This is a genomic window from Pseudomonas argentinensis (genome assembly GCF_001839655.2).
GTDB lineage: Bacteria > Pseudomonadota > Gammaproteobacteria > Pseudomonadales > Pseudomonadaceae > Aquipseudomonas > Aquipseudomonas argentinensis_B.
This window is the reverse complement of the sequence record NZ_CP056087.1, coordinates 1107453-1120580: the sequence shown is the minus strand read 5'-3', so window position 1 is coordinate 1120580 and position 13128 is coordinate 1107453. Positions and strand designations below refer to the sequence as shown.

Annotated in this window: 10 protein-coding genes; 9 read left to right on the top strand and 1 reads right to left on the bottom strand. The window is 66.6% G+C overall.

The window, feature by feature from the left end; genetic code table 11:
• Positions 1–12: 12 nt before the first annotated feature.
• The 9 genes from SA190iCDA_RS05050 to SA190iCDA_RS05010 all read left to right on the top strand — a co-directional run bounded on the left by SA190iCDA_RS05050 (position 13) and on the right by SA190iCDA_RS05010 (position 11748).
• The gene (locus tag SA190iCDA_RS05050; protein WP_070884607.1) at positions 13–699 is read left to right on the top strand and encodes a DUF4272 domain-containing protein; all 687 of its coding nucleotides are present in this window, start codon (positions 13–15) and stop codon (positions 697–699) included.
• Positions 700–776: 77 nt separating this feature from the next.
• The gene (gene prmA, locus SA190iCDA_RS05045; protein WP_070884608.1) at positions 777–1655 is read left to right on the top strand and encodes a 50S ribosomal protein L11 methyltransferase; all 879 of its coding nucleotides are present in this window, start codon (positions 777–779) and stop codon (positions 1653–1655) included.
• A gap of 114 nt (positions 1656–1769) precedes the next feature.
• A complete protein-coding gene (locus tag SA190iCDA_RS05040; protein ID WP_070884609.1) occupies positions 1770–3137 on the top strand; it encodes a DUF3426 domain-containing protein in 1368 nt (455 codons plus the stop codon).
• A 201-nt stretch (positions 3138–3338) separates the two neighbouring features.
• On the top strand, positions 3339–4337 hold the full coding sequence (gene dusB, locus SA190iCDA_RS05035) for a tRNA dihydrouridine synthase DusB (protein ID WP_070884610.1): 999 nt from the start codon (positions 3339–3341) through the stop codon (positions 4335–4337).
• On the top strand, positions 4334–4654 hold the full coding sequence (gene fis / locus SA190iCDA_RS05030; protein ID WP_070884611.1) for a DNA-binding transcriptional regulator Fis: 321 nt from the start codon (positions 4334–4336) through the stop codon (positions 4652–4654). The genes dusB and fis overlap by 4 nt, the downstream gene beginning before the upstream one ends.
• A 90-nt stretch (positions 4655–4744) precedes the next feature.
• Positions 4745–6349, top strand: a complete 1605-nt coding sequence (gene purH, locus SA190iCDA_RS05025; RefSeq protein ID WP_070884612.1) for a bifunctional phosphoribosylaminoimidazolecarboxamide formyltransferase/IMP cyclohydrolase — start codon at positions 4745–4747, stop codon at positions 6347–6349.
• A 199-nt stretch (positions 6350–6548) separates the two neighbouring features.
• Positions 6549–7838 carry a phosphoribosylamine--glycine ligase gene (gene purD, locus SA190iCDA_RS05020; RefSeq protein WP_070884613.1) on the top strand — a complete coding sequence of 430 codons (1290 nt, stop codon included), beginning with the start codon at positions 6549–6551 and terminating at the stop codon, positions 7836–7838.
• A gap of 160 nt (positions 7839–7998) precedes the next feature.
• The gene (locus SA190iCDA_RS05015; RefSeq protein WP_070884614.1) at positions 7999–10785 is read left to right on the top strand and encodes a hybrid sensor histidine kinase/response regulator; all 2787 of its coding nucleotides are present in this window, start codon (positions 7999–8001) and stop codon (positions 10783–10785) included.
• 78 nt (positions 10786–10863) lie between these two features.
• Positions 10864–11748, top strand: coding sequence for a LysR family transcriptional regulator (locus SA190iCDA_RS05010; protein ID WP_070884615.1), 885 nt, complete (start codon positions 10864–10866; stop codon positions 11746–11748).
• Here the strand turns inward: SA190iCDA_RS05010 and SA190iCDA_RS05005 are convergent.
• Entirely contained in the window at positions 11738–13060 is a 1323-nt protein-coding gene (locus tag SA190iCDA_RS05005) for an NTP/NDP exchange transporter (protein WP_070884616.1), read from the bottom strand. The two genes, SA190iCDA_RS05010 and SA190iCDA_RS05005, sit on opposite strands and share 11 nt — an antisense overlap.
• Between the last annotated feature and the right edge of the window lie 68 nt (positions 13061–13128).

Below are 13128 nucleotides of genomic sequence, written 5' to 3'. Positions count from 1 at the left end.
AAGGATGGCGACATGAACGGATCTTCCCAAACCAGCCTGACGCCCGAAGCGCGCAAGCAGGCCTCCATCGCCCGGCTGCAGGCGGCGGGCATCCCCTATATCGAGCACCTGCCGATGATCGAGGATGCCAGCGAGGTGCGCGTGCGCAGCGCCGAGGAAATCGCCCGCCGCGCCATCGCCTGCCTGATCGCCATCCAGGCGGCCTGTGACCGCCAGGCCGGCCAGTACACGCCGGACACCGCCCGCTGGTGCCAGGAGCTGCTGGAGCAGTACGGCATCGACGGGCTGACGCCCAACGAAGCGCGCATCCTCGGCAACGAGGGCGGCGAGCAGGATGTGGTCAACATGGTGTGGAAGTACGAGGCCTACTGGGTACTGCTGTGGGCGCTGGGCGTGGTGGAGGAACTGGACTTTCCCGACCATGCCATCGACTGCGACTTCGCCATCCAGGCCGTGGCCCAGCACCCGGATTTCGCCGCGTTCATGGCGCAGGCGAAACGGCGCGACATCGCCAGCATCCTCGACGAAGCCGACCTGATCTACCGCTACCACTGGGCCTGCGTGAATGCCCGCCTGAAGCAGGCGCCCATGCCGGCCGGCCTGAACCCCAGCGTAGTCATGGAACGCCACGCCGCCTTAAACTGGCTTATCGACAACGACGGCCAGGATGACTGGGACAACCCGGACGTCAGCACCTGATCCACCAGGCCCCTTGCCTGGCCATGACCCTGCCGCCGCCCGCGCCATGCTGGCGGCCGCCCCAACCGGAGCTCCCCATGCCCTGGCTACAACTGCGCCTCGCCATCACGCCCGAGCAGGCGCCCACCTATGAAGACGCCCTGCTGGACGTCGGTGCGGTGTCCGTGACCTTCATGGATGCCGAAGACCAGCCGATCTTCGAGCCCGATCTGGGCACCACGCCACTGTGGAGCCACACCCATCTGCTCGCCCTGTTCGAGGCCGACACCGACGCCGATGCGCTGGTTGCCCACCTGCAACTGCTGACCGACGGCGCGCTGCCCGAGCACCAGATCGAGCGCATCGAAGACCAGGACTGGGAGCGCAGCTGGATGGACGGCTTCGCGCCGATGCGTTTCGGCCAGCGCCTGTGGATCGTGCCGAGCTGGCACGAAGCGCCGCAGCCGGACGCCGTCAACCTGTTGCTCGACCCGGGCCTGGCGTTCGGCACCGGTACCCACCCGACCACCTCGCTGTGCCTGCAGTGGCTCGACGCCCAGCCGCTGGAAGGCTGCAGCGTGCTGGATTTCGGCTGCGGCTCGGGCATCCTGGCCATCGCCGCCCTGCTGCTCGGCGCGCCGCACGCGGTGGGCACCGACATCGATCCCCAGGCCCTGGAAGCCTCCCGCGACAACGCCGGGCGCAACGGCATCGCCGAGGAACGCTTCCCGGTCTACCTGCCCGCCGACCTGCCCCAGGAGCCGGCGGACGTGGTGGTCGCCAATATCCTCGCAGGTCCCTTGGTCAGCCTGGCGCCGCAGATCACCAGCCTGGTCAAGGGCGGCGGCCGCCTCGCGCTATCGGGCATCCTCGCCGAACAGGCCGATGAGGTACGCGCCGCCTACGCCGCCGACTTCGAGCTCGACCCGACCGCCGTTCAGGACGGCTGGGTGCGCATCAGCGGCGTTCGCCGCTAAGCTGCGCCCGTGCCGTGCCCGCGTTGGCGCGGCGCGGCACTTAATGCTGCTTTTGCAATCTGTTGGGTTAGACTATCGCCCCGTTTTTGCCGCCCCGCGGCCGTCGGATGACGCATGACCGAAAGCTTCGTGACCCAATGCCCGAACTGCAGCACCAGTTTCCGCGTGAACCTGGCCCAGCTCGCCGTCGCCCAGGGCTCGGTACGCTGCGGCGCCTGCCTGCAGGTGTTCAATGCCGCGCGTCAGCTGCGCGAGCAGGGCCATCACATTCCGGACATGCGCGCCGCCGCCCCGGCAGCGCCAAAACCATCCGCACCCGCACCCGCACCCGCACCCGCACTCAACAGTGCAGCAGCACCGCCGCCCCCTGCCAAGCCGGCCGGCAAAGCCGACGATGGCACGCTGTGGATTCACGACGACTTGGATCTCGATGATCTGGACCTCGACGAAGAGCTGGCCAAGCTCGAAGCCCAGGAACAGCAGCTGTCGCGCCAGTTCCTCGAACTCGACCTGCCGACCCGGCAAACACCGCGCTTCGACGACCAAGGCGATGACGAGCCCACCGAAGACGAGCGCTGGGCCGAAGCCCTGCTGCGTGACGACCCACCGGTCAGCAAGCTGGAGCTCGAGCCCCTGGGCGAGCGGCCGACGCCAAGCATCGATTTCGGCCAGCCGCCGCCGGCCAAGGCGCGCGAGCCCGTACCGCCGCTGCCCAGGACGCCCGGCCTGCGCGACGTCCTCGCGCCCTCGAAGCCTACAGCGCCAAGCCGCGAGGAGCCCGAGCTCGAGCCAGGCTTGAGCCTGAGCGCGCAGCGCGACGACGAGCCCGAGCCCGCTCCGGTTGCCGACGAGCACCAGGACGAGGAGCCGAACACGCCACTGCCGGCCCCCAAGAGCGCCCAGAAGTCGCGCCCACGCAGCGAGCCGAATCTGCGCGGCGAAGCCCTGTTCGACCTTGAAGAGGAACCGCTGCAGCTCGACTGGCGCCCACCACGCAAACCCTGGGGCCGCTGGATCGGCTGGGGCCTGCTCAACCTGCTGGCCGCCACCGCGCTGGCCGGCCAATACGTGATCTATCACTACGCCGAACTGGCTCGCCAGGATCAGTACCGCCCCTGGTTCGAGCAGGTCTGCCCGACCCTCGGCTGCACCCTGCCGTCCAAGGTCGATATCGACCAGATCAAGAGCAGCAACCTGGTGGTGCGCAGCCACCCGGAATTCAGCGGCGCCCTGGTGGTAGACGCGATCCTCTACAATCGTGCATCGTTCTCGCAACCATTTCCGCTGCTGGAAATGCGTTTCGCCGATATCAACGGCCAGCTGATTGCCAGCCGCCGCTTCAAGCCCAGCGAGTACCTGGCGGGCGAACTGGCCGGCCAGGCGGAAATGCCGCCGCAAACGCCCATCCACATCGCCCTGGACATCCTCGACCCCGGTGCCCGGGCGGTGAACTACAGCCTCAACTTCCACTCGCCGGAGTGAAGCCGGGGAGCTGATAAACGGCACTATCCCCTAGGCCGTCTGCAATGCACCCGGTCGCCGATGCGACCGGGCAGCGCACCCCAACTGTTCAGATTTTGTTCAAAACCACCTTTATCCGGTCATTCAGAGCGGGTATGATCTCCCCCCTTTTCGCACTCTCCTACTGGTCTCAACAGCACGTCTCTTGAGCAGGGAAGCCCTATGTCGGCGCTAAGCATCGGCCCCTATACATTGCCCAATCGACTGATCCTGGCCCCCATGGCCGGCGTCACCGATCAGCCATTCCGGCAACTGTGCCGGCGCCTCGGCGCCGGCATGGTGGTCTCGGAAATGGTCACCAGCGATGTGCGCCTGTGGAACACGCGCAAGTCGAGCCTGCGCATGATCCACAGCGGCGATCCGGAGCCACGCTCGGTGCAGATCGCCGGCGGTGACCCGCAGATGCTCGCCGAGGCGGCCCGCGCCAATGTGCAGCTGGGCGCCCAGATCATCGACATCAACATGGGCTGCCCGGCCAAGAAGGTCTGCAACAAGGCGGCGGGCTCCGCCCTGCTCAAGGATCAGCCGCTGGTGCAGGCGATCCTCGAAGCGGTGGTCGCCGCCGTCGACGTCCCGGTCACCCTGAAGATCCGCACTGGCTGGGACCGTCAGAACAAGAACGGCGTCGAGGTCGCGCGGATTGCCGAGCAGTCTGGCATCGTCGCCCTGGCCGTGCACGGCCGCACCCGCGCCGACCTGTACACCGGCGAAGCGGAGTACGACACCATCGCCGCGATCAAGCAGGCCGTATCGATTCCGGTACTGGCCAACGGCGACATCGATTCACCGGAGAAGGCCGCCCAGGTGCTGGCCGCCACCGGTGCCGATGGCCTGCTGATCGGCCGGGCAGCCCAGGGCCGTCCGTGGATTTTCAGAGAAATTGAGCATTACCTGCGCACCGGAGCCCATTGCCCGGCCCCTGCGCTGGCCGAGATCGAACGCATCCTGCTCGAGCACCTGGCCGCCCTGCACGCCTTCTACGGCGATGTGATGGGTGTGCGCATCGCTCGCAAGCATGTGGGCTGGTACCTCGCGACGCTGCCCGGCGCCCGCGAATTCCGTGCCCAGTTCAATCGTCTGGACAGCCAGGAGGCGCAATGTGCAAGCGTTCGCCAGTTCTTCGGTGAACGCTACAACGACGAAAAAGAGGCTGCCGCATGACACTGATGAACGAGACTTTAGGAAGTGGGATTGCACCCGTGAGCGACAACACCAGTTTGAAACAGCACCTCAACACACCGAGCGAAGAAGGCCAGACCCTGCGCGGCAGCGTCGAGAAAGCCCTGCACAACTACTTCGCTCACCTTGAGGGCGCAGACGTCACCGACGTCTACAACCTGGTGCTCACCGAGGTGGAAGCGCCGCTCCTGGAGACCGTCATGAACTACGTGAAGGGCAACCAGACCAAGGCCTCCGAGCTGTTGGGCCTGAATCGCGGCACCCTGCGCAAGAAGCTCAAGCAGTACGACCTCCTCTAAAGCGGCGGCAGGCCACAGGCTCCAGGCCGCAGGCCGAGCCGCTTGTGCCTGCCGCTTGTAGCCTGAAGCCTGTAGCCCGTTAGGAAAATCATGACCGACCAGACCACCCGCCTCCCCGTCCGCCGTGCGCTGATCAGCGTGTCCGACAAGACCGGCATCCTCGAATTCGCCCGCGAGCTCGTTGCCCTCAACGTGGAAATCCTCTCCACCGGCGGCACCTACAAGCTGCTCAAGGACAACGGCGTGGCAGCGGTGGAGGTGGCCGACTACACCGGCTTCCCGGAAATGATGGACGGCCGGGTGAAGACCCTGCACCCCAAGATCCACGGCGGCATCCTCGGCCGTCGCGCCCTTGACGGCGCGGTGATGGACGAGCACGGCATCAAGCCGATCGACCTGGTGGCGGTCAACCTGTACCCCTTCGCCGCCACCGTCGCCAAGCCGGGCTGTGACCTGGCCGATGCCATCGAGAACATCGACATCGGCGGGCCGACCATGGTGCGTTCGGCCGCCAAGAACCACAAGGACGTGGCCATCGTGGTCAACGCCGGCGACTACGCCGCGGTCATCGACTCCCTGAAACTGGGCGGCCTGTGCTATGCCCAGCGCTTCGACCTGGCCCTCAAGGCCTTCGAGCACACCGCCGCCTACGACGGCATGATCGCCAACTACCTGGGCACCATCGACCAGGGCCGCGACACCCTGTCCACCGAAGACCGCGGCCTGTTCCCGCGTACCTTCAACACCCAGTTCATCAAGGCGCAGGAAATGCGCTACGGCGAGAACCCGCACCAGAAGGCCGCGTTCTACGTCGAGCACGCCGATGAAGCCTGCGTGGCCACCGCCGTGCAGCTGCAGGGCAAGGAACTGTCGTTCAACAACGTGGCCGACACCGACGCCGCGCTGGAATGCGTGAAGAGCTTCGTCAAGCCGGCCTGCGTGATCGTCAAGCACGCCAACCCCTGTGGCGTCGCCGTGGTGCCGGAAGACGAAGGCGGCATCCGCAAGGCCTACGACCTGGCCTACGCCACCGACACCGAGTCGGCGTTCGGCGGCATCATCGCCTTCAACCGCGAACTGGACGGCGAAACCGCCAAGGCCATCGTCGAGCGCCAGTTCGTCGAAGTGATCATCGCCCCGAGAATCAGCGACGCCGCCCGTGAAGTGGTCGCCGCCAAGGCCAACGTGCGCCTGCTCGCGTGCGGCGAATGGCCGGCCGAGCGTGCACCGGGCTGGGACTACAAGCGGGTCAACGGCGGCCTGCTGGTGCAGAGCCGCGATATCGGCATGATCACCGCCGATGACCTGAAGATCGTCACCCAGCGCGCGCCGAGCGAGCAGGAGATCCATGACCTGATCTTCGCCTGGAAGGTGGCCAAGTTCGTCAAGTCCAACGCCATCGTCTACGCCAAGAACCGCCAGACCGTGGGCGTTGGCGCCGGCCAGATGAGCCGCGTCAACTCCGCGCGCATCGCCGCCATCAAGGCCGAACACGCCGGCCTGCCGGTACCCGGCGCGGTAATGGCCTCGGACGCCTTCTTCCCGTTCCGCGACGGCATCGACAACGCCGCCAAGGCCGGCATCACCGCGGTGATCCAGCCGGGGGGCTCGATGCGCGACAACGAAGTGATCGCCGCCGCCGACGAGGCGGGGATTGCCATGGTGTTCACCGGCATGCGCCATTTCAGGCACTAAAAACGGCCGCACTGAAACCGGCATCTGCGTCGTTGCCCTGGGTTTCGCCAATGCTCATTGCCACTAGGCAACTCCGCTTGTCGAACCCCAGGGCGCCTAGCATCTACCGGCTTCATCGCGACCTCGGAATTTGTAGGGTGGATAACGCTTCGCTTATCCACCGAACGGGCCAGCAGCCCGCCTCCATTGGGAGAGAGACATGAACGTATTGATCATCGGCAGCGGCGGTCGTGAACACGCCCTGGCCTGGAAAGTGGCGCAGGACAAGCGCATCGCCAAGGTCTTCGTCGCCCCCGGCAACGCCGGCACCGCCTTTGAGCCCAAGTGTGAAAACGTCGCCATCGACGTGCTGGATATCCAGGCACTGGCCGATTTCGCCGAGCAGAACGTGCAGCTGACCATCGTCGGCCCCGAAGCGCCGCTGGTGAAGGGCGTGGTCGACCTGTTCCGTTCCCGCGACCTGGACATCTTCGGTCCCACCGCCGCCGCTGCTCAGCTGGAAGGCTCCAAGGCGTTCACCAAGGATTTCCTGGCCCGGCAGAACATCCCCACTGCCGACTACCAGAACTTCACCGAGGTCGAGCCAGCCCTGGCCTACCTGCGTGAGAAAGGCGCGCCGATCGTGATCAAGGCCGACGGCCTGGCTGCGGGTAAGGGCGTGATCGTCGCCATGACCCTACAGGAAGCCGAAGACGCCGTGCGCGACATGCTCGCCGGCAATGCTTTCGGTGACGCCGGCTCGCGCGTGGTGATCGAAGAATTCCTCGATGGCGAGGAAGCCAGCTTCATCGTCATGGTCGACGGCCAGAACGTGCTGCCGATGGCCACCAGCCAGGACCACAAGCGCGTTGGCGATGCCGACAGCGGCCCGAATACCGGCGGCATGGGCGCCTACTCGCCGGCACCGGTGGTGACCGCCGAGGTGCACAAGCGGGTGATGGACGAAGTGATCTATCCGACCGTGCGCGGCATGGCCGCCGAAGGCAACGTCTACACCGGATTCCTGTACGCCGGCCTGATGATCGACAAGGCCGGCGCGCCTAAGGTCATCGAGTTCAACTGCCGCTTCGGCGATCCGGAAACCCAGCCGATCATGGTGCGCCTGGAAAGCTCCTTGGTGCTGCTGGTCGAGGCCGCACTGGCCAAGGCGCTGGACAAGGTCGAAGCGACCTGGGACCCACGTCCCACCGTGGGCGTGGTGCTGGCGGCCGGCGGCTACCCGGGCGACTACGCCAAGGGTGATGTGATCGAAGGGCTGGACGACGCCGCGCAGCTCGAAGGCAAGGTATTCCATGCCGGTACCGCCCTGCAGGACGACCAGGTGGTGACCGCGGGCGGCCGCGTGCTGTGCGCCACCGCCATCGGCGCCAGCGTGGCGGACGCCCAGCGGCAGGCCTATCGCCTGGCCGCGAAGATTCACTGGAAGGGTATGTTCCACCGTAACGACATCGGTTACCGGGCGATCGCCCGCGAGCGCGGCGACAACTGATGTAACACGACGGGCGGCATCGCGCGATGCCGCCCATCGGCAATACCGCAGGCAGCCGCTCGATCGGGCGGCCTGGCTGTCAGGATAGGGTTTCAGTTTCATAGTCTGTGCCACCTCGGCTGGCTATAATTCAGCCGTATAACCTAAAAGGGATTGCCACGTGCGACGGCTCAGGATCGCCATAGGTCTACTCGTCAGCCTGCTGCTGGCCGGCGTCTGCCTGTCGAGCACGGCGGCGCCGCGTGTGGTCGCTCCCTATGCCACCGGCTGGTCGGTGTTCGTCGACGACAGCGCCCGGCTGGACCTGGACGAGGTGCGCAGCCGGCGCAATCAATTCCTGCCCCTCGACGACCTCGCCTTCACCTACCCGCCCAGTGAAAAAGCCGTGTGGCTGCGCTTCGACGTGCCCGAGCACCAGGCCCCCTACTGGCTATGGCTGTTCGCCCCACGGGTGCAGTTTCTCGACTATTACCTGCTCAACGGGTCGCTGATCGAACAGACCGTGCACAGCGGCGAATCGATGCCCATGAGCTCGCGGCCGCTGCCCTCGCGGGCCTACCTGATGTCGCTGCCCAACGACGGGCAGGCCCGGGAAGTCTATGTGCGGATGACCTCCAACCACCCGCTGATGGCCTGGTTCAAGGTCATCGACGAGGCCGAGCTGGTCAGCCTGGAAAAGCCGGCCTACCTGTTCGGTGCCCTGCTCGGCGCGCTGTTGCTGGTGGTGGTCTACAACCTGATCCGCTTCGCCTACATCCGCTCGGCATGCAGCCTGTGGCTGGCCGGGCTGCATGCCGGGCTGGCGGTGTGCGCAGCCGCCAACCTCGGCCTGCTGGCGGCCTGGGTGCCGCAACTGGGCTACAACCAGTCGCTGATCGCCGACACCAGTGCGCTGCTCGCCGCGTTCTGCCTGTCGGCGTTCGTGCTCGGCTTCTTCCGCAACACGCCGATGCAGCGCAGCAAGCTCAATCTGATCCTGCAGGGGCACGCCCTGGTAACGGCACTGCTGGGCCTGACCATCCTCATCACCGGGCTGCTCTGGTACAGCGCGGTGGTCTACCTGCTGGTGTTCCTGGGCACCCTGGCGGTGCTGCTGGTCAGCGGCGTGCACTGGCACAACGGCTACCAGTCGGCGCGCCTGCTGGTCGTCGCCATGGTGGTGTTCAACGTCGGCTTCGGCCTGTTCATTCCGATCCTGTTCGGCTTCGACCAGCTCGACCCGGGCTGGCTGGTGATCGGCGTGTTCACCATCGCCACGCTGAGCGGCGTGGTGCTCAGCGCCGCCCTGGCCGAACACCAGCGCCAGCTGCAACGCGCCGCGTCGCGGGCGCGCACCGCTCTGGTCGCCACCGACGCCGAGCTCAGGGCCAAGGCCGAATTCCTGGCCAAGATCAGCCATGAGATCCGCACCCCCATGAACGGCGTGCTGGGCATGACCGAGCTGCTGCTCGGCACGCCGCTGTCGGCCAAGCAGCGCGATTACGTGCAGACCATCCACAGCTCGGGTAACGAGCTGCTCAACCTGATCAACGAGATTCTCGACATTTCCAAGCTGGAGTCCGGGCAGATCGAGCTGGACGACGTGCAGTTCGACCTCAACGCCCTGACCGAGGACTGCCTGGACATCTTCCGCGCCAAGGCCGAGCTGCAGAAGATCGAGCTGATCAGCTTCATCCAGCCCCAGGTGCCGCGCATCGTCAGTGGCGACCCGACGCGCCTGCGGCAGATCCTGCTCAGCCTGCTCGACAATGCCTTCAAGCAGACCAGCGAGGGCGAGATCCTGCTGGTGGTCGCCCTCGACACCAGCGGCGAGCAGCCGCGCCTGCGCTTCGCCGTGCAGGACAGCGGCCACCCGCTCAATGCCAGCGAGCGCGACGCACTGCTCAACACCGAGCTGCAGAGCCGCGACTTCCTCTCGGCCACCCGCCTGGGCAGCCGCCTGGGGCTGATCATCGCCCGCCAGCTGATTCTGCTGATGGGCGGCGAATTCGGTATCCAGAGCGGCGGCACCCAGGGCTCCACCCTGTGGCTGACCCTGCCCCTGGACGACGCCCGCCTGCAGCAGCCGAGCACCGATATCGATGGCACCCTGCAAGGCACCCGCCTCTTGGTGGTGGACGACAACGACACCTGCCGCAAGGTGCTACTGCAGCAATGCAACGCCTGGGGCATGAACGTCAGCAGCGTACCCTCGGGCAAGGAGGCGCTGGCGCTGCTGCGCACCCGGGCGCACATGCGCGAATACTTCGACGTGGTGCTGCTCGATCAGGACATGCCGGGCATGAGCGGCATGCAGCTGGCCGCCAAGATCAAGGAAGACCCGAGCCTCAACAACGACATCCTGATCATCATGCTCACCGGCATCAGCCATGCCCCGAGCAAGATCATCGCGCGCAACGCCGGCATCAAGCGCATCCTCGCCAAGCCGGTGGCCGGCTACACCCTCAAGGCCACCCTGGCCGACGAGCTCGCCCAGCGCCAGCGCGGCCCGGACGCCCCCGCCCAGGCCAGCCCGGCGACCCTGGAGGTGCCCGAGGACTTCCGCATTCTGGTGGCCGAGGACAACAGCATCTCCACCAAGGTGATCCGCGGCATGCTCGGCAAGCTCAACCTGCAGCCCGATACGGCGAGCAATGGCGAGGAAGCCCTGAACGCCATGAAGGCCCAGCGCTACGACCTGGTGCTGATGGATTGCGAGATGCCGGTGATGGACGGCTTTTCCGCCACCGAGCAGCTGCGTGCCTGGGAGATCGCCGAGCGCCGCCCGCGTACGCCGGTGGTCGCACTGACTGCGCACATTCTCAGCGAACACAAGGAGCGCGCCCGCCAGGCCGGCATGGACGGCCACATGGCCAAGCCGGTGGAGCTCTCGCAGCTGCGCGACCTGATCGAATATTGGGTGGCCGAGCGCCATACCCAGGCCCAGGACGATACCGTCGTCTCCTGATGCCGCTGCCAGGCTCCGTCGACCTTTCACGCACGGCCGCGCCGCCCCGGCACCGCCCACTCCCCGGATAGAGCGCCCATGGATATCAAGCAGCTCAAGTTTCTGATCGCCCTCGACGAAACCCGCCATTTCGGCCAGGCCGCGGCGCGCTGCCACGTCACCCAGCCGACGCTGTCGATGCGCCTGCGCAACCTGGAAAACGAGCTGGGTCTGGAACTGGTACGCCGCGGTCAGCGCTTCGAAGGCTTTACCGCCGAAGGCGAGCGCGTGCTGGCCTGGGCACGCAGCCTGATGGCCGCCCACGACGGCCTGTACGCCGAGGCCGCCGCCTGCCGCGGCCAACTGGTTGGCACCCTGCGCCTGGGCGTGGTGCCGCTGTCCGGCTTCGACCCGATGGAGCTGGTGCGCCTGTTCGCCGAGCAGCACCCGGGGCTGCGCTTTCAGCTGTTCGCCCTGAGCAGCGACCAGATTCTCGAGCGCCTGGGCAGCAACCAGTTGGACCTAGGCCTGTCCTACCTGGATCGCCTGGACCGCGAACATTTCGACAGCCTGGAACTGGCCGCCACGCGCATGGGCCTGCTGTACGACCGCAGGCATTTCCAGTTCAGCGAAACCACCCTGCGCTGGGAAAGCCTGATCGACCTGCCCCTGGGCCTGCTGTCGGCCGGCATGCACTTTCGCCAGTCGATCGACCACAGCTTCCGCTCTCGGGGCCTGACGCCCCTGCCCAAGCTGGAAACCGATGCCGTTCACCAGCTGCTGCAGGCGGTCAGCGCCGGGCTGTGCTGTTCGATCATGCCGCTGCGCAACGGCCTGGCCGAGTTCACCAACGAGCTGATCCTCACGCCCATCGAGGACGCCCACACCCTGGCGCCGCTGGGCCTGATCATGCGCCGCGGCGCGCCTCGCTCGCCCCTGGCCGAAGCCTGCTTCAGCGAGGCGCGCACGCTGATCAGCGCCTGACCGGCACCTCGCGCTCGGCCACCGGTGTACCGGTTTCGCCCCTATCCGCCCGGCCGCCCAGGTACCAGCCCAACAGCCCCCAGAGCGCCGCGCAGAGTGCCCCGACCACCGCGATCAATGCCACGCCGTAGCCAAGCAGGTCGATCAGGCTCTTGGCCCAGCCGCTGAGCGCATCACCGCCGCGGTAGACCACGGTGTCGATGAAGTTCTTGGCCTTGTACTTGCTCTCGGCATCCAGCGGCGCGAAGAGCATCTCCCGGCCCGGCCGCACGAAGGCGTATTCGCCGATGCGCCGCACGATCATCAAGCCGGCCAGCACCGCGAAGGTCGGCGCCAGGGCCAGGGCCAGAAAGCCCACGCCCATCAGCATCGGCACCGCTGCCAGCAGGCTGCGCACGCCGAGGCGCTGAGCCACACGACCGGTGATGAACAGCTGGGCCAGCAGCGCGCCGGCCTGCACCACGAAATCGATCAGCCCGAATACCCGTACCTGTTCGTCGCGATCAGGGAACAGCTCGGCCACCAGCCGTGCCTGCTCGAAATACAGAAAGGTGGTGACCGTGGCGAGCAGGATGACGAAGGCGCAGATGCCCAGCAGGTAGGACGAGGTGAATACCCGGGTCATGCCGCTGAACGGATTGCCCGCCACCGGGCGTCGTGGACTCTCCGTCAGGCTGGCCCCCGGTCGCCCGGCACCGGCCCGCTCTCGCCAGAGCATCAGGTAATGCTTGAGCGCCAGGGCAGCGGCCAGCAACAGCGCCGCCAACAGCGCCAGGCCGCTGGCACCGATGCTGCCGACCAGCAACGCGCTCAGCGCCGGGCCGGTCAGCCCACCGACGCTGGCGCCCGCGGCGATAAAGGCGAACAGCCGCTTGGCCTGGGGAGCGTCGAATACATCGGCCATCAGGCTCCAGGCCACCGACACCACGAACAGGTTGTAGACCGAAATCCACACGTAGAACGTCCGCGCCAACCACAGGCTGTCGGCCATCAGGCTGAACGCCAGGGCGAAGCCCAGCAGGTTGAGGCAGAAGAAGCCGTAGACCCAGTCGATGAACCGGATGCGCGGCACCCGCGAATTGAGCCAGGCGAACAGCGGCACCGCCAGCAGCATGACCACGAAGGTCGCGGTGAACAGCCATTGCAGGTTATCCACCCCGGCCTGGATGCCCATCGACTCGCGAATCGGCCGCAGCATGAAGTAGCCGCTGAACAGGCAGAAGAACAACGCGAAACCGGCCAGGGCGGCGATCAGCTCGCCGGGCTGCGCATTAAGGGCGCGGGCCAGGCGCTGGGGCAGGGAAAGGGTCATGGCGTGGGTTCCGGGGCTCGAAACCGTGCAGTATGGCCCACTGCGCGACGCCTACCTCAGTCGCGCCC

Excerpts from the sequence above, each read along its gene's own strand:
- SA190iCDA_RS05040 (WP_070884609.1), top strand. The coding sequence starts at position 1,770 with ATGACCGAAAGCTTCGTGACCCAATGCCCGAACTGCAGCACCAGTTTC.
- SA190iCDA_RS05010 (WP_070884615.1), top strand. The coding sequence starts at position 10,864 with ATGGATATCAAGCAGCTCAAGTTTCTGATCGCCCTCGACGAAACCCGC.
- fis (WP_070884611.1), top strand. The coding sequence starts at position 4,334 with ATGACACTGATGAACGAGACTTTAGGAAGTGGGATTGCACCCGTGAGC.
- SA190iCDA_RS05005 (WP_070884616.1), bottom strand. The coding sequence starts at position 13,060 with ATGACCCTTTCCCTGCCCCAGCGCCTGGCCCGCGCCCTTAATGCGCAG.
- purH (WP_070884612.1), top strand. The coding sequence starts at position 4,745 with ATGACCGACCAGACCACCCGCCTCCCCGTCCGCCGTGCGCTGATCAGC.
- prmA (WP_070884608.1), top strand. The coding sequence starts at position 777 with ATGCCCTGGCTACAACTGCGCCTCGCCATCACGCCCGAGCAGGCGCCC.
- dusB (WP_070884610.1), top strand. The coding sequence starts at position 3,339 with ATGTCGGCGCTAAGCATCGGCCCCTATACATTGCCCAATCGACTGATC.
- SA190iCDA_RS05050 (WP_070884607.1), top strand. The coding sequence starts at position 13 with ATGAACGGATCTTCCCAAACCAGCCTGACGCCCGAAGCGCGCAAGCAG.
- purD (WP_070884613.1), top strand. The coding sequence starts at position 6,549 with ATGAACGTATTGATCATCGGCAGCGGCGGTCGTGAACACGCCCTGGCC.